Below are 24339 nucleotides of genomic sequence, written 5' to 3' on the forward strand. Positions count from 1 at the left end.
AGTGCGGCCCTTCGCGCCCGTCGTGATCGCCATGGCGCTGGCGACCACCGGCTGTACCGGCGGCGTCCGCCTCGAGACCGCCGGCGCCACAATCGACACCGTCCAACAGCAGCTCGATCGCCTCGAGCTGATCCGCACCACGATCCTGCCGGCGATCGCGCCGGACCGGGCGGCGCGGATCGAGCGCGCGATCGTCGCGGCCGAGGAGCTGCTCCAGATCGCGCGTGTGGCCGTTGACGTCGCCACGCGGGCGGCGGCGCTTCGGCATGCCGACCGTACCGTCGCGGTAATCGAAAAGGCGGCGGAGCGATAGGCGGACGCGGGTATCGCGCGGGTATCGTCGGCCTGTGTAGGGTCACAGACTGACGGTTTTCCGCGCCTTTACACGATGTGGAGGCGGACGGATTGTCCGCCGCGACGATCCAAAAATGTCATCGCAAAATGGAAGCCGCCAGCAGGCGACAAGGGAATGTACACTGCTGGCGGGCAGCCGAAGCAACCATCACTGTGAAGGGAGCGGTTGCTTCAAACTGCGTCGTTGCTCTGCCGTTCGAGTATGCCTGCCGCAAGGGCGGATACCGTACACACACTGGGCTCCTTCGAAACATCTGCCTTGATGAAGGCTGCTTCAGAATAATCGCACAGTGCATTCTGCCTTTTGACAGACAACGCGCGCCGCCACTTAACTTTTTCCAAAATTGAACCGGTCGCCCGTGCGCTGTGCATTTCCAACCGCGAGCTTTGGAAAATAAGGGTACGCCCAGTACCGAACTCGACGGCGAACACTGTTCCCGATTTCCCAACAACGATCGCCTCTTCGATCCTCGTGAGCAGGTCCGGCCCTTCGGAACCGAGGAACACGGCGTGCCCTGTTCGAAGAAATCCATTTGCGGCCGTCATAGCTTCCTCGGCCTCTCCCTCTTCCATTGTCGCCACCCCCTTTTCCGAAGCGTGGCAGGCACTTAGTTCGGGATTATGAACATTTTATGCTTACAAACGTCGCGGTACGAGCCGCGCGGGTAAAGCCGCGCGCTTATAAACTATCGGATGGTCTCGGCCTGCACCTTTATATTGCACCGTCCAGCCTTCGGTCCTGGCGCTGGCGCTTTCGCCTCAATGGCCGCGAGTTGCTGCTGACGCTCGGCCAGTATCCCGACATGGATCTGATCGCTGCGCGCGCTGCGGCCGACCACGCCCGGGAGGCGCTGCGCGCCGGGCGCGATCCGCGCGAGGAGCGCGCAGCGCGTTCCGCGATCGATCGCAGCTTCGCCGGCGTCGCCCGCCAGTGGCACGCCCACTACCGCGACCGGTGGACCGAGGTTCACGCGGTCGACGTAATCCGCAGCCTTGAGCGCGACGTCTTTCCCGCGATCGGCGCACTCGATCTCGACGACATCGGCGTGGCCGACGTCCGTGACTTGCTGCGCGCGATCGAGGCGCGCGAAGCGATCGAGACCGCCCGGCGTATCCGGCAGCGGATCTCCAAGGTGTTCGCCTTCGGCATCGCCAATGACTGGGGCTCGACCGATCCGGCGATGCAGGTGCGCATCGCGCTCGCCGCCGCGCCGATCGGCGGCGAACAGCTCGCGCTGGTGACGCTCGACGATGCGCGCGACCTGCTGGCGGCATCGGCCGCCGCCGGCGGCCCGGCGATCGTCGATTTGGCGTCGCGCTTTCTGGCGCTGACCGGCGTGCGCCAGGGCACGCTGCGCGGCATGCGCTGGGACGAGGTCGAGGGCGTCGACTGGACCGGTAAAGCGATCGGCCCAGTCGCGCCGGTGTGGCGCGTGCCGGCCGCGCGGATGAAGCTGGCCAAGGCGAAGAAGCTCGATCCGCGTAATGACCATGTAGTGCCGCTGTCGCGTCAGGCTGTCGAGGTCCTGCGCGCGGTCCGCGCGCTGCCGGGCAGCGACGTCGTCTTGGTGTTCGGCCGAGGCGACCATGGCGCGCCGATCGCCGAGAGCGCGATCGGCGCGCTATACCGTCGTGCCGGCTTCGCCGGCCGCCATGTGCCGCACGGATGGCGCGCGACCTTCTCGACGATCCTGAACGAAAAATTCCCAGCCGAACGGGTGACGATCGATCGCGCCCTGGGCCATGCGCCCCGCAAGGAGGTCGAGGTCAATATCAAGGTGGAGCGCGCCTATAATCGCTCGATCCAGTATGGGCCGCGCCGGCGGCTGATGCAGGTGTGGGCCGACCTGCTCATACCCGATGCGATGGCGGTGCCCCGGGGGTGACGGGGCGGGTTCCAGCTTGGCGCGTAGCGACCGAGGCTCGATGCCGAGGGCGGCAGCGGCGCGTTCCTTGCCGAGATAGTCGACGCCAGTGCGCAGCAGGCCGATACGGCGGGCGATCTGACCGATGGTGGGGCGGGGGGCGGTCATATCGCCTGCGGTCCCATGTCGGCGCAGAGCATTCGCCACAGCTGATATCTGCCTGACGAACAATACCATTCGTCGACGATCGGCGCTTCGACCGTGGGCACGGCCGGCTGCACGACGGAACCGAGGCAATCGTTGAAGCCGCTGAAGCCGTTCATACCGGCGTCGCAATCTGGGCGAGGGCGGCGCTGGCGGCAGCCATGAAGAGGATCAGGCCGAACGCGCCGATGCCCGCCGCGATCGGACGGATGTCACGTTCCAAGCCGCCGGCGATCTGCGTGATCGGCATGCCGGCCAAGCCGACCGCGCCGGCGACCGTCAGCAGCGCGCCGATTATCAGGGCGGCACCGAGGCTGAAGAACAGGGCGAGGTCGGACATCGGGCGATCCTTGGTATTCTGGGGGTGGGGATCGGAGGATCGCGGCCCACAGCCCGAAGGCCCTCCCGCGTCGTGCGATCCGCCCCCAGCGCCGGGGGCGAGCTTGGTCAGCCCCGATTGGGGCGGGGTGGGGGAGCCGCCGAGCAGGCGCGGGGCGGCGGTGGTAAAAGGCGGGTTGGCGCAGGATCGAGGTCGATCATGGGCCGACCGAACAGTCGGCATACTACCGTTGCGACCGAGACGATCAGACAGCAGAGAACGGCGGCAAGCGGCCAATCCATGTCATGCCTCCGGGGGTGTGGGTTGTGCGGCAGCGATGCGTTTCTCGACGCCACGAATGAAGGTTTTCACGCCGACACGGGCGTTCAGGTCCTGCGCGGTGCGAAGGGCGAGGATCGACCGCGACAACAGCCCCAGCGCGTCGCCGCCGGTCTGGGCAGCGGCATAGGCGGTGCGGTCGAGTTCGTAGCCGATCGCCTTCAGCAGCTTGGCGCGGACCTCATCGTGCATGTCATCGTCGGCGGTCAGTGCCTCGACGGTTTCGAGCAGGGAGAGGTCGAAGGGATCGCCCGCCGACTGCGCCTTCATCGCGGCGACTGCGATTTCCTCGACGATCAGGGTCGGCGCGTCGCGGACGTAGCGCGCGGGCATCTTCAGCTTGTGGGCGAGGACATGCTCGATCAGCGGCAGCGCGGCGGCATAATCGCCGACGTCGATATACCAGACCATGATGGTCGGCAGCACGTCGCCCGACGCGCCCGCGCCCGCCTGAAGCGCGCCGGACATCAGCCCGTCGATCCACGACCGGTATTCGGGTAGCATCTGGCGCTTGGCGTCGATCTTGCGCGACACCGCCTTGATTTCCTTCAGGCGACGAAGGTCGAAGGTCAGGCGCGCCGCGACCTGTGCGGCGGCGGTCGCGGCGGCGCGCGACATGATGGGGGCCGCCACCGGCGAACCGGTGGCGGCGACGTCGCCCGTGGATACGAGCGCTGATTGTGCAGCGAGACATTTGTCCCGATGACGGCGAGCAAGGCTCATGGCGCTGATCCTATGGGCGACGTGTCAGGTGCAGTCGGTCCGGCCGATCAGGCCGCCGGCTTCTTGCGCAGACGAATATTCTCGACCAGCGCGCAGATGCCGTAGTCTTCCACGACATAGCTCTCGTTGACCGACTGATAGTCCGCGATCTGTTCGTAGTCGGGTTCGTCGCGCAGCTGGCGGCGGCGGGTGCCTTCCTGCGAATAGATCGACAGGTTATCGAGCCGGGTGATGAGCAGCGCGTCAGCCGGAAAGAACGGGACCATGATCGCCTGCTTGCCGCCGACCTGCTTGGGCAGCGTCAGGATGCGATTGCGCGCCTCGACTTCGGTGGGGGTGTTGCCGGCGGTGTTGATGAAGTTGGCGAAATGGCTGTGCACCAAATCGCGGCCTACGATCACCACCAGGTCGGTATCGTCGCGGTTCCATTCGTCCAGCAATTCGGTCGCGGCATAGACCACCGCGTCGAGGTTTGCGAAATCGGCGTTGGCGGTCGCGGTGTTCGATGCGTCGGCGTTGACCAGTTCAATGCCTTCGCCCGATGCGACATAGATCGCCTTGGTCGCTCCGGTCGTCAGATCACCATCGGCCAGCACCCGTTCGTCGGCGTGGGTGCGAATCTTGTAGAGCCACCCGTAATTGACGTCCTGCAACAGCGGGAAAGCTTCGATATCGGTATTTTCGGCGCAGGCGACACCGTTCCACCCGATCATAATCCGGTCGCGACCGTGCTGTTTGACGATCACTTCGGAAATCAGCTGCTGGAACTCGGGGCGGTGCCGCCACTGGTCCAGCTTCGAATATCGGATGCCGACATCACTGTGCGTGATTTCGCAGCGATAGCGACCCCGATCGCCGGTTTCGGTCGGATCGGTGGCGATGCGGCGCTTGCCGGTCTTCGGATCGGTCCGGGTGCGGCTCGCGATCGGGCGGGTAACGCCCACGCCGACCTTTTCGCCCTCCTGTGCGGCGACCGACGCGCGGTTTTCGGCGATCGAGGCGAAGCTCGAAGCGACCCCCGCCCCCGACACCTTCTCGCGCACCCCGGCAACCGGCGGCGGCGGGCAGCTGCTCACGGAATTCTGATCCACCGCCGCCCCGCCTGACCTTTCCCGGAGACCACCATGCACAACGCCACCCGCCCCCTGTTCAACGCCTTCGCCGGGCAGGTCGCGCGCCTCAACGGCGTCGCGGCCGACGACGTGAAGGCGCAATTCTCGGTCGCACCGGCGATCGAGCAAAAGCTCGAAGAGGTCATCCAGAAGTCGAGCGAATTCCTCCAGCGCATCAACTTCGTGACGGTCGCCGCCTGTGCGTCGATCATCGGCTTCAGCGCCGTCGTCAGCTGTTCGCCGATCGCGGTCGCGAACACAGAAAAATTGTCGTTCGCGGCCGAGGTCGGCGGCGTGGTCGGCGCGGGCGGCGTGACCGGCTCCGGGGTGGTCGGCTTCTGCGCGCTGAAGAGCGCGGCGACGGTGGCGAAGCCGCTGGCGATGGCGGCGGTGATGCCCTTGCTGTCGACCGGGCCCGCTTCGAACGCGAGGGTCGGCGCTTCGTCGCCGGTGGCGAACACGGTCCCGGGGGCCGAGCGCGAGAACTTCAGCGCCTGCGTGCCGATCGAGGCCGGGCGGTCGGTAAAGGCGAGGCCGACCAGCCCGACCTTGCCGGTGCCGGCATAGCTGTCGGTCAGTTCGACCGAGGGGAACGGCTTCTGATCCAGCTTCGACAGAGCGACCAGCTGATCGTTGCCGTCGACCTGCGCGTAAAGCGCGCGGCGCGTCTCTTCCTTGCCGTCGATCGTGAACTTGTCGTCCTGCGCCTTCACCGCGATGACGGTGCCGTATCCGTTGAACGGCGGTTCCGGCGAATAGCCGGTGACGTGCTCGACGTTGATGCGCGGCGCATAGTTTTCCACGCTGAAGGTGGCGACGACCTCGTCGATCATCTCCGGGGTGATGACGCGCCCGTCGCTGATCGTGTTGCCGGCGACGAATGCGCGGAAGAACTTGCTCTTGGCCATGAGGCGCTCCGGTTCGGGTTCGGTTCGATGCTGCCGGGGCATCGCCGCCGGACTGGAAGCACGACAGGGGAGCAAGCCGGGGCGCTTCTCAAGCATGGGCAATCGTAGAGTGCGTCTCTACGATTGCGCGCGCTCCGATCGGGGCGGGCGGCGTGACTAGGGTCGCGGCGTCATGTCGATCCTTGCGAACCCATTGGCGCTCCACGCCGACCCGTTGACGCTACCGGTCGAGGACCGCCGGCGCGCGGCGCGCAGCCTGTACTGGCGCGGTTGGGAGGTCAGCCAGATCGCGGGCGACCTTCAGGTGCCGCGCACCACCGTCCAGTCGTGGAAGGACCGGGGCAAGTGGGACGATGCGCCCAGCATCCGCCGGATGGAGGACTGCCTCGAAGCGCGCTGGATGGTGCTGATCGCCAAGGTCAAGAAGACCGGTGAGGATTACAAGGAAATCGACCTGCTGGGGCGGCAGATCGCCGCGCTGGCGAAGGTCCGCCGGTATGAGGAACCGGGCGGCCACGAAGGCGACCTGAACGACAAGGTCGCGAACCGCAACAGCGGGCCGCGCAAGGAAAAGGCGAAGTCGAACCACTTCACCGCCGAACAGGCGGCCAATCTGAAGGAAATCTTCCTTCAGCAGCTGTTCGGCTATCAGGAGACGTGGTGGGCGAACCTAACCGTCGCAAGGCGAAGGCCGACCGGATCGAGATCGACGTCAGCCATGCCGCGCTGAAGGACGGCCGGCTATGCGAGGACAGCGTGTGGCGGCAGATCGTCACCGTCCACGACGCCATCGCCAAAGGGTTCGATCTTGTCGACCTCGACGAGCTTCAGGACGAATATGCCGAGGACGAATTCGCCAACCTGTTTGGGTGCGTGTTCGTCGACGACAGCCTGTCGGCGTTCAAATTCAACGACCTGATCCGGCTCGGCTGCGACAGCCTGGTCGAATGGACCGACTTCGAGCCGGAGGCGGCGCGGCCCTATGGCAATCGCCCGGTGTGGGCCGGGTATGATCCGCAGAATTCCGAGAATGGCGACAATGCCGGGCTGGTCATCATGGCCCCGCCGACCACGCCGGGCGGCACCTTCCGCATCCTTGAGCGGCACCAGCTGCGCGGCCTCGACTTCGAGCAGCAGGCCGAATTCATCAAGGCGGTGCTGTCGCGCTACAATGTCACCTATCTCGGGATTGACGCGACCGGCGTCGGCGCCGGCGTCTATCAGCTGCTCGCCAAGCCCGACGTTAAGATCGGCGGCGTGACGAAAATCGAATATTCGCTGGAGGTCAAACAGGGGCTGGTCATGAAGGCGCAGAACGTCGTGCGCCGGGGCCGCCTCGCGTTCGACAGCGCGTACATGGACATCGTCAGCAGCTTTGTTTCGATCAAGCGCACGATCACCGACAGCGGGCGCAATATCACCTTCAAGGCCGGGCGCGGGGGTGACGATGGTCACGCCGACATCGCGTGGGCCGCGATGCACGTCCTCAGCAACGAACCGCTCGACGGCAAGGAAAAGCCGGTCAGCACCTTGGAGATCATCGAATGAGCAGGAAAAGCGCGCGACGGATGTCGCGGCAGGAATCGCGCGCCGCTTCGGCCGGCGCGATCGTCCCGGCCGATGCCGCCGCCGATCGCGGCGCAGTCGTGGACGCCTTTAGCTTCGGCGATCCCGAGCCGGTGCTCGATCGCCGCCAGCTGCTCGACATGATCGAGTGTCCGCACAACGGGCGGTGGTACGAGCCGCCGATTTCGCGCGATGGGCTGGCGCGGTCTTTCCGGGTGTCGCCGCACCATTCGAGCGCGATCATCTTCAAGCGCAATTTGCTGACCGGTGCGTTCGTGCCGAACCCCTATTTGAGCCGGTCGACCTTCGAAAAGCTGGTGCAAGATTATCTGGTGTTCGGCGACTGTTATGCGGTCGTCGTCCGCAGCCTTGCGGGCACGGTGCTACGGCTCGACTATACCCCAGCGAAATATACCCGGCGAGGTGTTGTGCCGGGCACGTTTTTCTACGTCCCCGGCTTTCAGAAAGAGACGCCGTTCAAGCCGGGTAGCGTCGTGCAGTTGATGCAGTCGGACGTGAACCAAGAAATCTACGGCGTGCCCGAATATATCAGCGCGCTGCAGGCGGCGCTGCTGAACGAAGCGGCCACCCTTTTCCGGCGGAAATACTATCTCAATGGCGCGCATGCGGGTTACATCATGTGGGCGTCGGGCGACATGGACGCCGGTGACGTCGCCAAGCTGAAAGAGGCGATGAAGGGATCGAAGGGGCCGGGGAATTTCCGGTCGCTGTTCTTCCACACCCCCGGCGGGACCAGTGGCAAGGATAGCGGCCTGAAGATCATCCCGATCGCCGAGGCCGGCGCGAAGGACGAATTTATCGGCATCAAGGGGGCGACACAGGCCGACATCATGGCGGCGCATCGCGTGCCGCCCCAGCTGCTGGGGATCGTGCCGGCGCAAGGATCTGCGTTCGGCAATCCGACCGACGCGACCGCGATGTTCAATCGCAACGAACTCCGCCCATTGCGGCGCGCGTTCCTTGATCTGAACGCCGCGATCGGCGTCGAGGCCGTGGTGTTCGAAGCGGAAGTGGAACCGGCCAACGCCGCGTGACCAGATACCCCGTCCGGTGACAAGCCGGGCGGGGGTGCGACGGACTGCCATCCGCCACACCGACGAGACTGAACCTCGCCACGACCAATCGGCCCATCGGCCGTCCCGCACCCGGCATGCGCCGGGCGGGGTTCCTAGAAGGCGAGTAAATCCAACATGTCCACCAGTTCTTTTTCGGTCCGTCCTGTCGCGCCTGCCGCCGGCTACATCGGCGGCAAGCGCAACCTGTCCTCGCGGCTGACCAAGCTGATCGAGGCGACGCCGCACGACGGCTATGCCGAGCCGTTCGTCGGCATGGGTGGCATCTTCCTGCGCCGCCGGTCGCGGCCGAAGGTCGAGGTCATCAACGACATCAGCGGCGACGTCGCGACGTTCTTCCGCGTGGTGCAGCGCCACTACCCCTATTTCATCGACATGCTGCGGTTCCGGGTGGCGAGCCGGTCGGAATTCGAACGGTTGAAAGCGACGCCACCCCACACACTGACGGACCTCGAACGGGCGGTGCGGTTCCTGTACCTCCAGCGTCTGGCGTTTGGGGGGAAGGTTGAGGGGCGGAACTTTGGCATCAGTCGCGGCGGCGTGTCGACGTTCAACGTCGCGCAGCTGGAGCCGATGCTCGCCGACATCCATGACCGACTGACTGGCGTCGTGATCGAGCAGCTGGGCTATGCCGATTTCATTCGGCGCTACGATCGCGCTGGCATGCTGTTCTATCTCGATCCGCCCTACTGGGGCTGCGAGACGGACTATGGGCAGGACGTGTTCGGCCGCGACGACTTCGCCGCGCTCGCCGACCAGCTGGCGGCGATCAAGGGGCGGTTCATCCTATCGATCAACGACACGCCCGGCGCGCGCAGGGTGTTCGGGCGCTTCCATCAGGTGACGTTGCCGGTGACCTATACGGTCGGGGCAGGGGCGGCCAAGAGCGTTAGCGAACTGGTCGTCGCCAACTACGACACCGGGCCGGCGTTCACGGCACAGCCGCCGGCGAACGACCCGTGATCGCAAGGCGGCGGCCGTCCATTCGGCCGCCGCTTTCGAGGTGTTCCGTCACGCGGATGATTGCGGAACATAGTAGGAACGATTATATCGGAGCGGCAACGTTCAGGCGGAGTCGCACATGCAGACCGATCGTTACGGAGAGCCGCGTCCTTCCTTCGCGGCATGGCTTCTTTTGCAGCGGGATCGCGGGGACTGGGTCGATCAGGTGGCCGAGCAGGCCCGGCGCGATCGGTCGTTCCCGCGCGTCGGCAGCGCCGACGAGGTACGAGCGTATCTGGGCAAGGCGCAGGTCGAAGGCGACGTGCATGCCATGATCGATGACGCCGAACTGGACTACTATGCTTATTAACGCTGCTTACTAAGAACTGTAACGTTTGTAAATTGATCGAACTTATCGACGTCACAGACTGAATTTTTCATATGATCCATGCCGTAATTTCTAGCACGGCATGGATCAACAAGCAGATATCAAATATCTGTTTGCACGGCTGCAATTTCCCGTAGGAAATATTCCAACTCTGCGTCTAGTTTTGCAACATTGATTTTGGAAGCCAATCTACGTCCATCAATTTCTTTTTTGTAGTTAAGCCCGTAATGACCGAATACTCCGTCCAATATCTCAGATCCTGGTGCGAGTTTGATTGCGCCCTGTTCCCAGCAACTTTCTAATTCAGCTCTGATACTAACTTCGTTTTTTTCGAGAGTAGTAATGCGTTCTGAGATAGCGTTCCGCATTGCTTCTAAGCGTTCGCGTGGATTCGAGCCACCGTAACTTGCATAAACTGGCTTTAATGTCGTTTTCGCGATCCTGAGCGCGACGGCCCTTTCAAGCAGAGACTCTGCGACGCTCTTCAAAAGTCCATCAATTTCCGCTACAGTCGGTGTTGCTTTGTTTTCCGAGGTCGATAGTTTTTCTAAAATTACTGAATGTATAGCTTCTGGAATAAGAAGATAGTTCTCGATTTCTCGACGATTTAGGAAAGTAAGTTGGGCTTTGTCCCCCAAAACGTCCAGTAAATTTTTAACGTCGAGATCGTTCCTTTCGTCACGATCGATTACGAACCACATTTTAAGTTGCCGACGGCTCAGTAAATCTAATGTAGCTTTGGCAGCGTAGTGAGCAAACCGTGACGCTCCCCCCATTTGTACAAATGCTGTACTGGAGGCAGAAAGATCTAAACCCATTCTGGTAGAGAGTTCAGTGAGCACATCCTCATCACTTGGCCCCTCAACAAATACCAGTCGATCAAACATCAATACCGTGCTCGGTTTTAATCCTACCTCCTCCGTAAGCCTCAGTAAGTCTCCTTCAGATGCAACTTTAGAAATGGTTGAATTTGAGCAGTTTGATTTTGATACAAGGTAAACGTTCTGCCTTGATGACGCATCAATAAAATTCGTTGAGTGAGTTGCAACAAATAGCTGTATAGTTTCACTTTTTTTCACAAGGTAGTTATGCAGTACCTTTTCTAAACCCGGATGAAGGTGAACCTCCGGTTCTTCGATAAAAGCAATGTTGGGTTTTTTAAGTTCCAGATCCAAAATGATGCGCAGAGCTTCTCTTATTCCTGCTCCATTTGCTTCTACTAGAAAATTATCGACGTCCATCTCCGCGTCAGCGTTCCGATTGCTTCGTCGCCCACGTAAGGCGCTTATTGTGTCGAGTTCCGGTTCAAAGGCGTCTACTTGTACTCCGAGTAGGGATTTTACAGTAGTTTGAACGTGAGCTAGTGCTTCAGCGCCACCCCTTTTTGTTTTAAGTCTCAGTATTTGTGCTGCCTCGTCTCGACCAACCGCGTTTCTTATTTCTTTGAAACTTATTATCTCCGTCTCCCCAAATTTCAAAAGCGCCTTGCTTACGTATTCCGGGAAAACATTTGTGTGTCCAGCGAAGGATTGGAAAGTTTCCGATGTAGGGCTAGAGTCTAACTCTGATATGTCGAACTCAATAGAGCTTTTTAGTTGCTCAACTGCGTTGTTAAATTCTTCTATAGTTTCATTTTTATTCAGCATTTCGTCAATTTTAGTTTGCAATCCTCCAAAGTTGCTCTGGCTTCGTATTTCCCTGAAGCGCCGAACTCTATTCGGGCTACCATCCCGGTAAACAAAATCTAGAATCGAACGGTCAAATTGATCAAGTGTTTTGATATCGTTTCTAGTCGTGGCCATTGCACGCTCACGATTTGCTAGTTCCCGAGCAACGGCCTCGGGAATAACTAGAAGACGCTTGGCGGGAATTCTTAACCTTTGGCTCTTCGCGTCGATTGGACCAATGCCAAGTTCCTGAACATATAAAACCGCATTGTCTCCGTCTATAATTCCTGCACAGATTACGGAGATAAGTTCAGCATTTTTCAATTGCTCAACGGCAATCTCTAGGCCGGTACCGCTTGCAATTACATCCGAACGGATACTTTCACCGTCTTCTGGACTCAAGAAAAATGATAAGCCAATTTGCAGTGGTTCATTCGTTTCTCGGTTAGTAAACTCGTCAACAGGGCGGTTCTTAGTTTGCCAGATCGTGGCTACGCGGCCTGTTGAGAAATGTCGAAAGGCAATCTCGAGTGCGGCAATTACACTTGATTTACCCGCGTTGTTCCTACCAATCAGAACATTCAATGCGGCGCAGTCTGCGAGACTGGCGTGGGCTAACCCACGAAAATTACGCAAGTGAATTGATGCTACTTTCATAATTACCCTCGCTCGATCTATGCATCAGCCTAGCGTCGTGTTCTGAAAGCACAACGTGCTCATAAATCGTCGACGAACAATCGGTGTTTTCAAGGGTACCAGTTCCAATGTTTTCGGTGCCTCCAGTTAGCACCTTAAAAACGCGCAGAGACCCCCGCCTCGCCCGCGCTCTTTTCGTGGCGCTAGAGACGCATGCAATCCGACCCATCGGCTAAGGGGGAAATACACCGAGAGCGGGGGCGTGATTCGGGTGCTGATCGCGACGCAAAACGACGCAGCCAGCTTATCCGCGAGAGCAACAGTGCGATTTGACTGGCACGGGTCCTGCTCGTCCCCGTCGCTAAGCCCACTGGGCGGCGCAAGCCGCCACGACCGACAGTCGCCGCTGGGCGATCGGGCCCGTGTGGCGGCAACGCTTGAAGGGTAGGGGACAATCAAATCAGCGTATCGCGTAGCGATTCCTCTTCATATTTCATTCTATCCGAGGGTAGTCGGCAGACTATGAACTCGCGCTAGGCATAGCTGCATCGCGGGCGTCGATCGTGCTGCTCATCCGGGCAAGGGTGGCCGCAAGGACCGGGTCGCTGGGCACGGTCGGCCGCGACGGTTTCACGTCGCCGCGCAGCTTCTTGGTCGCGATCGTCAGGAGGTTCTGGAATGTTGCCTTTGCCTCGGCGACCAGCTGCTCCGCCCACGCGAAGAAGTATGCGTTGGACGTCTGCTCCAGCTGCGGCCCCGCTTGCCCTTCGGTGCCTTCCTTGGTCTTCGTCCGGCGTACCCAGCAGATGAACCCGAACCGGCGCAGCCGGTGGAGCGAAGCCTTGACGAACCCCACGCTCTTTCCAGTCTCGGTCGCGATCGTGGCATAGGTCGGGTACAACTGGCCGGTCATGTGGTTGTAGCGATCGAGCATGTACCACAGCACCGGGCGATCATCGCCGTGCAGGCGATCGTCCGCGTGTGGCACGTCGTCACGAAGCCCAGCGCGCCGATCGGCGCGGGCTTTGGTCAGGTCGAGGCAATGGGTCCGGTACAGGCGGTCGAACGCGCCGAGGGCCGCGCCCTTGATCGCGCTCCAATGCTTGCGGCTTCCGCCACCCAAGCGATGGATGCGCCACGGCTGCGCCTTCGCCGACGCTTCGTGGTAGCTTTCGCGGCGGACGGGATCAGTCGCTGCACCCTCTTTGCGGGCACCCGGCGTCCGGCTCAGGATTTGCGCCGCGATGCTGCCGAACGTCGAGGCGGCGCGGTTTGCAAAACCCCCGTAAGTGTTTGATTTTTCCACCCGTGTTGTTCCCCGGTTTGGGGGAAACACCAATTTTGACAATGCCCTAGTGCGGTATCATAATCCTGGGGTCGGGGGTTCAAATCCCTCCTTCGCTACCACCCGCGACAGTCCGATAGCCGACGTCGCAATGCGCCCAGCGCCATCCACATCCTCCGCTGATTAATGTGACGTTCACCGATTTTTTGGTAGAACATAATCCTCTGTCGTTCGTTGGCTTCAAAACAGAATAATATAACGAGAGGATGGACTGTCATGGCCAAAGTCGCTGGCGCCTCCACCCGTCATCGCCTGTCGGGTATTGATCGGGTTCCCAATCCCACAGGCCTGCTGCTTTGCATGGCGGTCGCGGTGCCGATTTGGGTGGGAATCCTTGCGCTGATCTTCTGATGCGTTGGGCACGACGCCTTGCTGCGACGGCTTAATCCCCCATGTTGCGTTCGACAGCGCGTTCGTCCTAGACGGCGCGATCAATCGAACGGAACAGAATGTCATGGCCGCTACCCACACCACCCGCATGCTCGTCCTCGGATCGGGACCGGCAGGGCTTTCCGCCGCCATTTATGGCGCGCGCGCGGGAATGGAGCCAATCGTGGTGCAGGGCATTCAGCCTGGTGGCCAGTTGATGACGACCACCGATGTCGAGAATTATCCCGGCTTTCGCGACGTGGTGCAGGGTCCGTGGCTGATGGGCGAGATGCAGGCACAGGCCGAGCATGTCGGCACCCGGATGATGTGGGACACGATCGTCGATGTCGACGTGACCAACCGTCCGTTTCGCCTGACCGGCGACAGCGGCGATGTGTATGAGGGCGAGGTCCTGGTGATCGCCACCGGCGCACAGGCGCGCTGGCTGGGCCTCGACAGCGAGGAGTTGTTGAAGGGCAAGGGCGTGTCGGCCTGCGCGACCTGCGACGGCTTCTTCTATCGCGGCAAGAAGGTCGCGGTGATCGGCGGCGGCAATACGGCGGTCGAGGAAGCGCTCTATCTCACCAACCACAGCGACGACGTGACGATCATCCATCGTCGCGACAGTTTCCGCGCCGAACGCATCCTGCAACAGCGTCTGTTCGCCAGCGACAAGATCAGCGTGCTGTGGAACAAGCAGGTCGAGCGGTTCGTCGGCGGCGGCACCCCGCACGGCCTCGTCGCGATCGAACTGAAGGACACCGTGACCGGTGAGCTATCGACGCTGGAGGTCGACGGCGGCTTCGTCGCGATCGGCCACCATCCGGCGACCGAGCTGTTCCGGGGTCATATCGCGCTCGACGACGATGGCTATATCGCGGTCGAAACCGGATCGACCCGCACCAGCGTGCCCGGCGTCTTCGCCTGCGGCGATGTGATGGACAAGGTCTATCGACAGGCGGTGACGGCGGCCGGGACCGGCTGCATGGCCGCGCTCGACGCCGAACGCTTCCTGCAGGCCGCCGAATTCGCCGATCTGGCCGAAGCTGCCGAATAACTGGCGCCCGTTCCGCCCTTGCGTCGTTACGGACGAAAGGGCGGCGGGCTCAGCGTAGCGCTGCGAGCATCTGCTCGCGCAACCATGCTGCGTCACCCTCGCGTCCGAAGCTGTGGCTGGCGGTCGGCCGCGATACGACTGGTACTTGCCGCGACAGGCGTTCGCCGCGCCATTCGCTGGCAAAGGCGATGGCGGTATTGTCGCCCTCGGCCAGCAGGATGCGCGTCGGCGTTCCCTGCTCCAGCCCGGCGACGAACGCGGCCATCAGCGGCGACCGCTCGTGCTTCGCGGCGATGATTTTGCGAACCCCGCCGATGACTCCGCGCAGGTCGACCCCGCCGCGGACCAGCCGTAACCATTCGGCGGGCGAACGCAGCCGCTCGCCATAGCGTGCCCGGATCGCGGCGGCGGGCGGCAGCTCGTCGATCGGCTCGATGATCCACGGGTTCGCGAGCAGCAACGCATCGATCCCTGCGTCCTCATGGAACAGCGCCAGCGCGGTCGCCGCATCGCAATTGCCGAAGGCGACGATCCGCCCGACCCCCGCCTGCGTACGAAAGGCAGCGGCGGCAGCGGCAATATCGGGTCCGCTCGACCGGAAGCCGAGGTTGATCCCGCCCGATTCCCCGATCCCGCGCCGGTCGAAGCGAAACACCGGAAAGCCTTGCGCGGCGATCGCGGCGGCGGCGAGCGCCATGCCGCGATGCGCGCCGATGCGCAGCTCGTTGCCGCCCGAGACAATCAGCAGCCCGGTATCGCCCGCCGCCTCGTCCAGCGTCGCGGCCAGCGTCTCGCCCATGCAGGGGAACGTCAGATGCCGGCGCATGCGCGGCTCCATGCGGCGAGGTCGTCGGCGAGTTCCTCGGCCAGCACCCGGTCGTCGCCGGGTTCGGCCCGCCGCCACAGGGGCGCGGCGTCGATCCGCAGGTCGGCAGGCGCCGGGTCGGTGCCCAGCCTGACTACCCGTACCGGATGCGTCACGGCCGGCACGGCGGCGGCCAGTGCGTCGAGCAGGGGCCGGGCGATGCGGTTGCCGCTCAGCATCACCACCGCCTCGCCGCTGTCGGCCTCGCCCGCCGTCTTCGCCACGCGGTGCAATTCGCGGACCAGCCGCGCGCCGGGCTGTGGGCTCAACTGCCACCGCCCGGCGACGTCGGCCTCGCCATCGATCAGCGCGCCGCCCCGGATCGATGCGGCGATCACCGGTCGCCCGGACGTCGCGCAGGCAGCGGCGAAGGCGGCGCGCCAGTCCGAAAGGCTCGCCGCCTCGGTCGGGATCAGGCTGTCGCCCTGTCCGGGCAGATCGGGCAGCATCGATCCGACCCCGCGCTCGGCCAGCGCGCGCAGCAGCCCGACCGCGAAGGTCCGCGTCCGGTTCGCTTCCTCGAACGGGGGCAGCGCCAGCGCCACGACCGGGCCGTCCGCCGGGCCGAAGCGCCACAGCGCTTCCTGCCCCCCGGCCCAGTCGTAGCGGTCGATCAAACGAGCGCCTTGCCGCTGGCAAAATGGACCAGCGAGCCGAAGCTTTCCATCGTGTCGCCGTCGATGTCGTCGTCTTCGATCAGGATGCCGAGCCGGTCTTCCAGTTCGGTAAGCACACCCGCCACCGCCATCGAATCCAGTTCGGGCAGCGCGCCGAACAACGGCGTATCGTCGCGGAACGCGGCGACCCGATCGTCCGACAGGCCCAGCACGTCGCGCAATACCGCCCGCACGGTGGTCTCGATCTCGGTCTTGCCCTCTGGAACCACGCATACCCCCTGTCGCCGGCCTGTCCGCCGGACCGTTTCGGCGGATGTACGCGCAAGCCCGTGCGCTGCCAAGCCACGCGCTGGTACAGCCCGTCCCGAACGGGTAAAGGCGGGCGATGCCGTTCCCCGATCCCGTCCCGCTGCCGATCGACATGCTGCCGTCGCGCGGGCAGCCGGACGCGGTCGCGATCCGCGACCGGGACGGGACGCTCGATTATGCCGGTCTGGAGGACCGCGTCGCCCGCATCGCCGGCGGGCTGCGGGCACGGGGCCTGCGTCCCGGCGACCGGGTCGCGACGTGGCTTCCCAAGACGCGGCTGGCCTGCGTCCTGCCGCTGGCGGTGGCACGGGCCGGACTGGTTCACGTACCCGTCAACCCCGCGCTCAAACGGGCGCAGGTCGCGCATATCCTGAACGACAGCGGCGCGGCGCTGCTGCTGACCCAGCCGGGGCGTGCGGCGACGCTGGCCGATGGCGACGTGCCCGATGGTTGCGCGGTCATCGTCGAGCCGCCCGAGAGCGATGCGATCGGTGCCGATCCGGCGCGCGACTGTCATGCGCTGGCCGCGATCCTCTATACCTCGGGCTCGACCGGGCGGCCCAAGGGGGTGATGCTCAGCCATGCGAATTTGTGGCTCGGCGCGATCTCGGTCGCGCAGTATCTGTGCCTGACGCCGGACGACCGGGTGCTGGCGGTGCTGCCGCTCAGCTTCGACTATGGCCAGAACCAGTTGTTCTCGACATGGGCGGCGGGCGGCAGCGTCGTCCCGCTCGATTATCTGACCGCGCGGGATGTGGTGAAGGCGGTCGATCGCTTCGACATCACCACGCTGGCCGGCGTGCCGCCGCTATGGACCCAGTTGATCGAGACGAGATGGGACGACGCGGTCGCCGGCCGGCTGCGGCTGCTGACCAATTCGGGGGGGGCGCTGACCGCTTCCCTTGTCCGGGCGTTGCGCGGCCGGTTCCCGGTGGCCGATCTCTACGCGATGTACGGCCTGACCGAAGCATTCCGCTCGACCTGGCTCGATCCGGCGCTGATCGATGCCAACCCCGACGCGATCGGCCGCGCGATCCCGTTCGCCGAGGTCGCCGTCGTCCGCCCCGACGGCAGCCGCGCCGCGACGGGGGAGGCGGGCGAGCTGGTCCATGCCGGGCCGCTGGTCGCACAGGGATATTGGCGGGATGCGCCACGCACCGCGCAGCGCTTCCGCCCCGCGCCCGACTGGATGGAAAGCGGCGGCACCGCGGTCTGGTCGGGGGACAGCGTGGCGCAAGGGAGCGACGGCCTGCTGCGCTTCGTCGGGCGCGCCGACGAGATGATAAAGGTCGCCGGCAACCGCATCAGCCCGACCGAGATCGAGGAAGCGGTGCTGGCGGGCAGCGAAGTGGCGGAGGCGGTGGCGATCGGCGTGCCCGATTCCCGGCAGGGGCAGGCGATCACCGTCGTCGCCCGCGCGCTGGTCGCCGATGCCGAGGACCGCGTCCGCACCCGCCTGCGCCGCGACCTGCCGATGTTCCAGCAGCCAACACGCTATATCTGGGTCGATGCCATGCCGCGCAACGCCAATGGCAAGCTCGATCGCTCGGGCCTGCGCGCGCTGGCGCTGGAGCGCGACGCATGAAGCCGATCGGACCGATCCCGCCGGCCTTTGCCGGACAGCAGCGGTTGCATGTCGGCGGAGTCGACTTCGCCGAGTTGCTGGCGCGGGCCGGCGACACGCCCGCGTTCCTGTACGACGGTGCGGCGATCGCCGGTCGGGTCGCGGCCTTGCGCGCCGCGCTGCCGCCGTCGGTCGGCATTCATTATGCGATCAAGGCCAATCCGCATGCCGATGTGCTGGCGTTGATCGCACCGCTGGTCGACGGCCTCGATGTCGCTTCGGGTGGCGAACTGGTCAAGGCGATTGCGGTCAAGCCGGCGCGGGCGGTCAGCTTCGCAGGACCCGGCAAGCGCGACGACGAACTGACCTCGACATTGCGGGCTGGGGCCACGCTCCACGCGGAATCGGAAGGCGAGGTGGAGCGCACGCTTGCCATCGCCGATCGCCTAGGGCTGACCCCGCGCATCGCGGTGCGGGTGAACCCCGATTTCGAACTGCGCGGATCGGGCATGCGGATGGGCGGACGCGCCTCACCGTTCGGCGTCGATGCCGCGCGAGTCCCGGCACTCGTCCGCCATATCGTCGCGGCCGGCGCGGACTGGCACGGCTTTCACATCTTCGCCGGATCGCAGACGCTCGACACCGCCGCGCTGATCGAGACGCAGGCGGCGACCGTCACGCTCGCCGCGCGCCTGTCGGACGAGGCCGGCCATGCCCCGGCGTTCGTCAATCTGGGCGGCGGGTTCGGTATCCCCTATTTCCCCGGCGACACCCCGATCGACATTACCGCGATCGGTGCGGCGCTGGGCGATACGCTTGCCGCTCGCGACCCGGTCCTCTCTGAAACCGGCTTTGCGATCGAACTCGGCCGGTATCTGGTGGGCGAGGCAGGGGTCTACTGTACGCGCGTCGTCGACGTGAAGCGAAGCGGCGACGAATGGTTCGTCGTCGTCGATGGCGGATTGCATCACCAACTGGCCGCCAGCGGAAATTTCGGCACGGTGGTACGCCGAAACTATCCGGTCGCGCTGGCCGACCGGATGAATGCCGACCCGGCAATCACCGCGTCGGTCGTGGGCTGCCTCTGCACCCCGCTCGACCGCCTTGCCGACCGGATCGCCTTGCCTGCGGTATCGGTCGGCGACACCATCGCGATCTTTCAGGCGGGAGCCTATGGCGCGACCGCCAGCCCGCAGGCGTTTCTCGGCCACCCCCCGGCGCGCGAGCTGCTGGTCTGAACGTACCCAACCGTCCCGATCCGGGGCAGGGCGGTTGCGGCGCTACGCAAGGCAACCCTATCTTTACCCCTTAACCTTCATGGTCGTTGGCAGTCCCGCGTCAGGTCGCTCCTGCGGTCGCGCTTGTTTGGATGAGGTATGGTATGCGCGGTAAGCGGCAATTGGGGTTTGGGGTCTGCATCGCGGCGCTGCTGGGTGGCTGCTCCGGCGGCGCGCGTCCCGAACTGCCCCCGGCACCGTTCGTTCAGGCGCGCGAGGCGCCGGGCGAGGATTATGTCATCGGTCCGCTCGACCAGCTCAACATCTTCGTGTGGCGCAATCCCGAATTGTCGGCGAAGGTCCAGGTCCGCCCCGACGGCCGCATCACCACGCCGCTCATCAACGACATGCCCGCCACCGGCAAGACACCGGCGATGCTGGCCGACGACCTGAAGCTGGCACTGGGCGAATATATCAAGGACCCGCTCGTCTCGGTCATCGTCGAGAATTTTTCGGGCACGTTCAGTCAGCAGGTGCGCGTGGTCGGCGCGACCGAAAAGCCCGCCTCGATCCCGTATCGTGCGAACATGACGCTGCTCGACGCGATGATCTCGGTCGGGGGCCTGAGCGAATTCGCCGCCGGCAACCGCGCGCGTCTCGTGCGCTACGATCGCGCATCGGGCCAGCAGTCGGAATTCGGCTTGCGCATCTCCAGCCTGCTCAAGAACGGCGATTCGAGCGCGAACGTGCGGTTGCAGCCGGGCGACGTCATCATCATCCCCGAGAGCATGTTCTGAGATGGACGGGCTGTACGACGAACTGCGGCTGTCGCTGCACGCGATCTGGCAGCGGCGCTGGATCGCGCTCGCTATCGCGTGGGTGGTCTGCCTCGGCGGCTGGCTGGCGGTCAGCCAGATCCCGAACAGCTATCAATCGACCGCGCGCGTGCTGGTGCAGATGCGCCAGGTGCTGCCCGGTGCCGAGGCGCAGGTCGCGCAGAACGAACAGGCCAAGGACATCGACCGCGTTCGCCAGACGCTGACCTCGGCGGTCAATCTCGAAAAGGTCGTGCGCGGCACGTCGATGGCCGACAGCGTGTCCAGCGACGCCGATGTCGCCGACCGTGTCGCCTCGCTCCAGAACGCGATCAAGCTGACCGCGCAGCAGGACAATCTGTTCGAGATTTCGGCGACCTCGGGCAGTCCGAAGCTGGCGCGCGAGATCGTCCAGAAGATGATCGACATCTTCGTCGAGGATAATCTCAGCAGCGATCGCGACGCGACCAGCCAGTCGCTCCGCTTCCTCGACCAGCAGATCGCGCAGCGCCAGAAGCAGCTTGCCGATGCGGAAAGCCGGCGGCAGGCGTTCGAGCAGCAATATATGGCGCTGCTGCCCGGCACCGGATCGGTCGACGACCGCATGTCGGGCGCGCGCGAGCAACTGGCGCAGATCGAGGGCGATCTCGCCGCCGCACAATCGAGCCTGAACGCCGCCAATGCCCAGATGGCGGGCACGGCGGCGACGCTGCCGGGCACGGCGGGTTCGGCCATCGCCGGGCCGGCGCGTGCGCGGCTGAGCGCGATCGAGGGGCAGATCGCCGAGGGGCGCAGCCGGGGCTGGACCGACTCGCACCCCGACATGGTCGCGCTCAACCGCCAGCTCGCCAGCGCGCGTGGCGCCGCGCGGAGCGAGGGCACCAGCGTCAGCGGCGGAACGGCGGCATCGCCCAACCCGCTCTACCTGCAATTGCGCGCCGCGCAGGCCGAACGACAGGCGCGCGTCGCCGAACTCAACCAGCGCAAGAGCCTGATCGACGGACAGTTGAACGCGCTGCAATCGCGCATCGCCGCCGATCCGCAGGCAGCGGCGCAGCAGTCGCAGCTCGATCGCGACATTGCCTCGCTCAAGACGCAGTACGATACGCTGTTCCAGAACCGCGAACAGGTCCGCCTGCAAAGCAGCGTGCAGACCGATACCGATGCGGTGAAGTTCAGCGTGATCGATCCACCGACGCAGCCGCGCGCGCCAACCGCGCCCAACCGGCCGCTGCTGCTGCTGGGCGTGCTGATCGTCGGGCTGGGGGCGGGGGTGGCGGCCGCCTTCGCGCTCAGCCGGCTCAGGACCAGCTTCGCGACGGCGGGCAAGCTGGAGAAAGTCAGCGGCATGCCGGTGCTCGGATCGATCGGCGAGGTCGTGACCGATGCGGTGAAGGCCGGTCGTGCCCGGCGGCTCAAGCTGTTCGCGGGCGGGGCCGGCGCGCTCGGGGTCGCGTTCGTGCTGTTGCTGGGGCTCGAGTTCGCCCAGCGCGGACTGGTTGCGTGACGGAGAAGGACCCGATGAACTATTCTCCCCGACCGGTGCGGCCGTCGCTGCTGGAACGTGCCGCCGACCGCTGGACGTTCGCGCCGGCTGTACCGGCGGATGCGATCGCTCCTGAACCGGTGCCCGCACCGGCGCCCACAGCGCCATCGCGCAAGCCGGCGGTGCCCTCGGCACGCCGTCGCCCCGTCGACATCGTGCCGATCGATCGTATCTTGCTGGCCGATCGCGGCATGCTGGTCCCCGGTGGACCGGTGACGGCGCTTGCCGAGGAATTCCGGCTGGTGAAGCGTCAGTTGCTCGCAACCGCCGACCGTGTCGCGAAGCGCGATGCCGATGCCGCGCGGATGATCCTCGTCTGTTCAGCGCAGCCGGGCGACGGCAAGACGTTTTGCGCCATCAATCTGGCGCTCTCGCTCGCGGCCGAACGCGATGTCGAAATCCTGCTGGTCGATGCGGACTTTGCCAAGCCCGACATTCTCGGGCGATTGGGGCTGCAGGGGGAACGCGGGTTGCTCGATGCGCTGGCCGATCCGGCGGTGGATGCGGAGGCGTTGGTGATCGCGACCGACGTGCCGCAACTGTCGATCTTGCCGGCGGGAACCCGCAGCCATGCCGACACCGAACTGCTGCGCAGCGACCGGGCACGGCAGGTGGTGGCATCGTTGCTGGCCGCCGATCCGAACCGCATCGTCATCTTCGATTCGCCGCCGGCGCTGGCGGCGTCGCCCGCCGCCGTGCTGGCGACGCTGGTCGGGCAGACGATGCTGGTCGTCCGCGCCGACAAGAGCAGCGAGAGCGACCTGCGCGAAGCGGTCACGCTGCTCGACGGTTGCGAGGAAATCCAGTTGTTGCTGAACGCTACCACCTACCGCGCCGATGGCGCACGCTTTGGCTATTACGGACAGGAGCAGGCATGATGCGCTGGATCGCGCTTCCGATGACATTGGGCATGGGGGCGACCGCCGCCTATGCCCAGCGCGTCGACGTCTCGCCCTATCTGGAGGCCGGACAGGTCGTCGCCGCCGATCTGACCAACGGCGACGTCGTCACCTTTACTCAGTTGACGGCGGGCGTCGATGCGACCGTCACGACGCAGCGGGTCCAGGTGCAGGCCAATTACCAGTATCAGCGCTTCTTCGAATGGGAACGCGGCGTCGGTGACAGCGATGTCCATTCGGGCCTCGCGCGCGCCAATGTGAACCTGTTGCGCGGGTTGAGCCTTGAGGGCGGGGCGATCGCCACCCGCTCGCGCTCGGACATTCGCGGCGGGGGCTTCGGCCCGTTCGTCAACCGCAGCGACGTGAACAGTTCGCAGGTCTATGGCCTGTATGCCGGACCGACACTTGCGACACGGGCGGGGCCGTTCGCGGTCAACGCGACCTACCAATTCGGCTATACCAAGGCCGAGGTACCGGGCTTCGTCGATCTGCCCGCCGGCCAGCGTCGGCTGGATTATTATGACGAGGCGACCAGCCATTTGGTGTTCGGCAGCATCGGCACGCGCGCCGGCACGCTTCTGCCGATCGGTTTCACCGTGTCGGGCGCATGGACCCGCGAGGACGCCGGTCAGCTCGACCAGCAGTTCGAGGGCACCTATGGCCGGGTCGATGCGGTGCTGCCGGTCACGCCGACGCTCGCGGTCATCGGCGGTGTCGGCTATGAAAAGATCGAGGCGACGCAGCGCGATCCCCTGCTCGACGCGACCGGCGCCCCGGTGCTCGACGGGGCGGGGCGCTATGTCACCGATCCGGCGTCCGCGCCCCGCCTTGCCTATGATACCGACGGCATCATCTGGGATGCGGGCGTGCTGTGGCGGCCGTCACCGCGCACCACGCTGGAGGCGCGGATCGGGCGGCGCTACGGTACGATGAGCTACATCGGCTCCTTCTCATGGGCCAGCGGCCCGGGGGCGGGGGTGCAGGTCGGCGTCTATGACAGCGTCACCACCTTTGGTCGGCAGTTGACCGGATCACTGGCGCAACTGCCGACCAGCTTTTTCGGCGGCAACGATCCGTTCGGATCGCGCTATGGCGGCTGCACCTTCGGCGGCGGCAGCTCGCCCGATGGCGCGCCTGCCCCCGGCGGGTGCCTGACGCCGGTGTTCCAGTCGATCAGCAGCGCGACCTATCGTGCGCGCGGGGTTGATGCGGTCTATTCGGTCACGCACGGTGGCACCCGGCTGGGTGTCGGAGCGGGCTATGCCAACCGCCGCTATTATTTGCCGCCGGTGCCCGGCGCGGTCGTCTATCGCGCGAACGATCAGAGCTATTACGTTCAGGGCTTCGGGCAATGGGCGCTCGACAGCCGGTCGGGGCTGACCGCCGATCTCTATGGCAACTATTTCAGCAGCGGGATCGAGGGTGCGCCCGATGCGTGGGGCGGCGGGGCGCAGGGGTCCTATTACCGGACGTTCGGGCGCGCCTATGGCAGCCTGTCGGCCGGCGTCTACGGCTTCGACGTCGAGGGGGGCGACGCCGATGTGATCGCCCAGGCGTTGCTGGCGATGGGTATCCGGTTCTGAACCGTGTGAGCGGGGCGATGCGCCCCACGGAGACGA

At 64.5% G+C, this 24339-nt stretch carries 24 protein-coding genes and 2 pseudogenes; 16 read left to right on the forward strand and 10 right to left on the reverse strand.

All coding sequences use genetic code 11. The features are described 5' to 3' along the window. Position 1 precedes the first annotated feature (1 nt). Positions 2-313, forward strand: coding sequence for a hypothetical protein (locus tag LRA89_RS08360; RefSeq protein ID WP_230769792.1), 312 nt, complete (start codon positions 2-4; stop codon positions 311-313). Between the two features lie 212 nt (positions 314-525). Here the strand turns inward: LRA89_RS08360 and LRA89_RS08365 are convergent, their stop codons facing one another. Beyond that, positions 526-936 (reverse strand): hypothetical protein, encoded by a 411-nt coding sequence (locus tag LRA89_RS08365; RefSeq protein WP_230769793.1) that lies wholly within the window; start codon positions 934-936, stop codon positions 526-528. A gap of 50 nt (positions 937-986) precedes the next feature. On the opposite strand from LRA89_RS08365, the gene LRA89_RS08370 reads away from it, so the two are divergent. Next, positions 987-2240: a tyrosine-type recombinase/integrase gene (locus LRA89_RS08370; protein WP_230769794.1), complete on the forward strand. Its 1254-nt coding sequence runs from the start codon at positions 987-989 to the stop codon at positions 2238-2240. A 298-nt stretch (positions 2241-2538) separates the two neighbouring features. Here LRA89_RS08370 and LRA89_RS08375 read toward each other — a convergent pair whose 3' ends face one another. The 3 genes from LRA89_RS08375 to LRA89_RS08385 form a co-directional block, all read right to left on the reverse strand. Further along, the gene (locus LRA89_RS08375; protein WP_230769795.1) at positions 2539-2763 is read right to left on the reverse strand and encodes a hypothetical protein; all 225 of its coding nucleotides are present in this window, start codon (positions 2761-2763) and stop codon (positions 2539-2541) included. 282 nt (positions 2764-3045) lie between these two features. Further along, positions 3046-3714, reverse strand: a complete 669-nt coding sequence (gpM, locus tag LRA89_RS08380; RefSeq protein WP_230769796.1) for a phage terminase small subunit — start codon at positions 3712-3714, stop codon at positions 3046-3048. A gap of 137 nt (positions 3715-3851) precedes the next feature. Beyond that, on the reverse strand, positions 3852-4880 hold the full coding sequence (locus LRA89_RS08385; RefSeq protein WP_230769797.1) for a phage major capsid protein, P2 family: 1029 nt from the start codon (positions 4878-4880) through the stop codon (positions 3852-3854). A 48-nt stretch (positions 4881-4928) separates the two neighbouring features. Here LRA89_RS08385 and LRA89_RS20615 point away from each other — a divergent pair. Continuing rightward, positions 4929-5054 (forward strand): annotated as a pseudogene (locus LRA89_RS20615) (phage major capsid protein, P2 family); the annotation flags it as partial. A 308-nt stretch (positions 5055-5362) separates the two neighbouring features. Here LRA89_RS20615 and LRA89_RS20620 read toward each other — a convergent pair. Further along, positions 5363-5920, reverse strand: a pseudogene (locus tag LRA89_RS20620) (GPO family capsid scaffolding protein); the annotation flags it as partial. Between the two features lie 76 nt (positions 5921-5996). Between LRA89_RS20620 and LRA89_RS08395 the strand changes: the two are divergent. The 5 genes from LRA89_RS08395 (at position 5997) to LRA89_RS08415 (ending at position 9796) form a co-directional block, all read left to right on the forward strand. Beyond that, on the forward strand, positions 5997-6554 hold the full coding sequence (locus LRA89_RS08395; protein WP_230769799.1) for a terminase gpP N-terminus-related DNA-binding protein: 558 nt from the start codon (positions 5997-5999) through the stop codon (positions 6552-6554). Beyond that, positions 6485-7372 carry a phage terminase large subunit family protein gene (locus LRA89_RS08400; protein WP_230769800.1) on the forward strand — a complete coding sequence of 296 codons (888 nt, stop codon included), beginning with the start codon at positions 6485-6487 and terminating at the stop codon, positions 7370-7372. Before LRA89_RS08395 ends, LRA89_RS08400 begins: the two co-directional genes overlap by 70 nt. Further along, positions 7291-8445: a phage portal protein gene (locus tag LRA89_RS08405; protein ID WP_329958508.1), complete on the forward strand. Its 1155-nt coding sequence runs from the start codon at positions 7291-7293 to the stop codon at positions 8443-8445. The genes LRA89_RS08400 and LRA89_RS08405 overlap by 82 nt, the downstream gene beginning before the upstream one ends. A 156-nt stretch (positions 8446-8601) precedes the next feature. After that, positions 8602-9447, forward strand: a complete 846-nt coding sequence (locus LRA89_RS08410; protein ID WP_230769801.1) for a DNA adenine methylase — start codon at positions 8602-8604, stop codon at positions 9445-9447. Between the two features lie 118 nt (positions 9448-9565). Then, positions 9566-9796, forward strand: a complete 231-nt coding sequence (locus LRA89_RS08415; RefSeq protein ID WP_230769802.1) for a YozE family protein — start codon at positions 9566-9568, stop codon at positions 9794-9796. A gap of 119 nt (positions 9797-9915) precedes the next feature. Here the strand turns inward: LRA89_RS08415 and LRA89_RS08420 are convergent, their stop codons facing one another. After that, a complete protein-coding gene (locus tag LRA89_RS08420) occupies positions 9916-12138 on the reverse strand; it encodes an AAA family ATPase (RefSeq protein WP_230769803.1) in 2223 nt (740 codons plus the stop codon). A gap of 499 nt (positions 12139-12637) precedes the next feature. Further along, positions 12638-13453, reverse strand: a complete 816-nt coding sequence (locus LRA89_RS08425) for a helix-turn-helix domain-containing protein (protein ID WP_329958510.1) — start codon at positions 13451-13453, stop codon at positions 12638-12640. 225 nt (positions 13454-13678) lie between these two features. Here LRA89_RS08425 and LRA89_RS20485 point away from each other — a divergent pair, with 225 nt between their 5' ends. Together LRA89_RS20485 and trxB are read left to right on the forward strand one after the other, a co-directional pair. Next, a complete protein-coding gene (locus LRA89_RS20485) occupies positions 13679-13813 on the forward strand; it encodes a hypothetical protein (protein ID WP_268934905.1) in 135 nt (44 codons plus the stop codon). A 103-nt stretch (positions 13814-13916) separates the two neighbouring features. After that, a complete protein-coding gene (gene trxB / locus LRA89_RS08430; RefSeq protein ID WP_230769805.1) occupies positions 13917-14888 on the forward strand; it encodes a thioredoxin-disulfide reductase in 972 nt (323 codons plus the stop codon). 49 nt (positions 14889-14937) lie between these two features. Here trxB and LRA89_RS08435 read toward each other — a convergent pair whose 3' ends face one another. From LRA89_RS08435 to LRA89_RS08445, 3 genes are read right to left on the reverse strand one after another with little or no spacing between them, the layout of a single operon-like run. After that, on the reverse strand, positions 14938-15714 hold the full coding sequence (locus LRA89_RS08435; protein ID WP_230769806.1) for a hydrolase 1, exosortase A system-associated: 777 nt from the start codon (positions 15712-15714) through the stop codon (positions 14938-14940). Then, complete coding sequence (locus LRA89_RS08440; protein ID WP_230769807.1) at positions 15699-16370, reverse strand: hypothetical protein; 672 nt, start codon at positions 16368-16370, stop codon at positions 15699-15701. The genes LRA89_RS08435 and LRA89_RS08440 overlap by 16 nt, the downstream gene beginning before the upstream one ends. Then, the gene (locus tag LRA89_RS08445; protein ID WP_055756552.1) at positions 16367-16639 is read right to left on the reverse strand and encodes an acyl carrier protein; all 273 of its coding nucleotides are present in this window, start codon (positions 16637-16639) and stop codon (positions 16367-16369) included. The genes LRA89_RS08440 and LRA89_RS08445 overlap by 4 nt, the downstream gene beginning before the upstream one ends. Before the next feature lie 116 nt (positions 16640-16755). On the opposite strand from LRA89_RS08445, the gene LRA89_RS08450 reads away from it, so the two are divergent. From LRA89_RS08450 to LRA89_RS08475, 6 genes are all read left to right on the forward strand, one after another. Beyond that, entirely contained in the window at positions 16756-18264 is a 1509-nt protein-coding gene (locus tag LRA89_RS08450; RefSeq protein ID WP_230769808.1) for an AMP-binding protein, read from the forward strand. After that, positions 18261-19481, forward strand: a complete 1221-nt coding sequence (locus LRA89_RS08455) for a pyridoxal-dependent decarboxylase, exosortase A system-associated (RefSeq protein ID WP_230769809.1) — start codon at positions 18261-18263, stop codon at positions 19479-19481. Before LRA89_RS08450 ends, LRA89_RS08455 begins: the two co-directional genes overlap by 4 nt. A 143-nt stretch (positions 19482-19624) precedes the next feature. After that, positions 19625-20257, forward strand: a complete 633-nt coding sequence (locus LRA89_RS08460) for an XrtA/PEP-CTERM system exopolysaccharide export protein (protein ID WP_230769810.1) — start codon at positions 19625-19627, stop codon at positions 20255-20257. Between the two features lies 1 nt (position 20258). Continuing rightward, positions 20259-21782 carry an XrtA system polysaccharide chain length determinant gene (locus tag LRA89_RS08465; protein ID WP_230769811.1) on the forward strand — a complete coding sequence of 508 codons (1524 nt, stop codon included), beginning with the start codon at positions 20259-20261 and terminating at the stop codon, positions 21780-21782. Positions 21783-21796: 14 nt separating this feature from the next. Then, a complete protein-coding gene (locus tag LRA89_RS08470) occupies positions 21797-22699 on the forward strand; it encodes an AAA family ATPase (protein ID WP_230769812.1) in 903 nt (300 codons plus the stop codon). Beyond that, a complete protein-coding gene (locus LRA89_RS08475) occupies positions 22696-24303 on the forward strand; it encodes a hypothetical protein (protein ID WP_230769813.1) in 1608 nt (535 codons plus the stop codon). The genes LRA89_RS08470 and LRA89_RS08475 overlap by 4 nt, the downstream gene beginning before the upstream one ends. Positions 24304-24339 lie beyond the last annotated feature (36 nt).

This window comes from Sphingomonas sp. Leaf4, from assembly GCF_920939515.1.
In the GTDB taxonomy this organism is placed as follows: Bacteria; Pseudomonadota; Alphaproteobacteria; order Sphingomonadales; family Sphingomonadaceae; genus Sphingomonas.

Bases quoted from the DNA above. Each gene is read 5' to 3' on its own strand.
- LRA89_RS20485 (WP_268934905.1), top strand. From the start codon at position 13,679: ATGGCCAAAGTCGCTGGCGCCTCCACCCGTCATCGCCTGTCGGGTATT.
- LRA89_RS08375 (WP_230769795.1), bottom strand. From the start codon at position 2,763: ATGTCCGACCTCGCCCTGTTCTTCAGCCTCGGTGCCGCCCTGATAATC.
- LRA89_RS08455 (WP_230769809.1), top strand. From the start codon at position 18,261: ATGAAGCCGATCGGACCGATCCCGCCGGCCTTTGCCGGACAGCAGCGG.
- LRA89_RS08415 (WP_230769802.1), top strand. From the start codon at position 9,566: ATGCAGACCGATCGTTACGGAGAGCCGCGTCCTTCCTTCGCGGCATGG.
- LRA89_RS08395 (WP_230769799.1), top strand. From the start codon at position 5,997: ATGTCGATCCTTGCGAACCCATTGGCGCTCCACGCCGACCCGTTGACG.
- LRA89_RS08410 (WP_230769801.1), top strand. From the start codon at position 8,602: ATGTCCACCAGTTCTTTTTCGGTCCGTCCTGTCGCGCCTGCCGCCGGC.
- LRA89_RS08420 (WP_230769803.1), bottom strand. From the start codon at position 12,138: ATGAAAGTAGCATCAATTCACTTGCGTAATTTTCGTGGGTTAGCCCAC.
- LRA89_RS08460 (WP_230769810.1), top strand. From the start codon at position 19,625: ATGCGCGGTAAGCGGCAATTGGGGTTTGGGGTCTGCATCGCGGCGCTG.
- LRA89_RS08475 (WP_230769813.1), top strand. From the start codon at position 22,696: ATGATGCGCTGGATCGCGCTTCCGATGACATTGGGCATGGGGGCGACC.
- LRA89_RS08370 (WP_230769794.1), top strand. From the start codon at position 987: ATGCTTACAAACGTCGCGGTACGAGCCGCGCGGGTAAAGCCGCGCGCT.
- trxB (WP_230769805.1), top strand. From the start codon at position 13,917: ATGGCCGCTACCCACACCACCCGCATGCTCGTCCTCGGATCGGGACCG.
- LRA89_RS08450 (WP_230769808.1), top strand. From the start codon at position 16,756: ATGCCGTTCCCCGATCCCGTCCCGCTGCCGATCGACATGCTGCCGTCG.
- LRA89_RS08470 (WP_230769812.1), top strand. From the start codon at position 21,797: ATGAACTATTCTCCCCGACCGGTGCGGCCGTCGCTGCTGGAACGTGCC.
- LRA89_RS08465 (WP_230769811.1), top strand. From the start codon at position 20,259: ATGGACGGGCTGTACGACGAACTGCGGCTGTCGCTGCACGCGATCTGG.
- LRA89_RS08435 (WP_230769806.1), bottom strand. From the start codon at position 15,714: ATGCGCCGGCATCTGACGTTCCCCTGCATGGGCGAGACGCTGGCCGCG.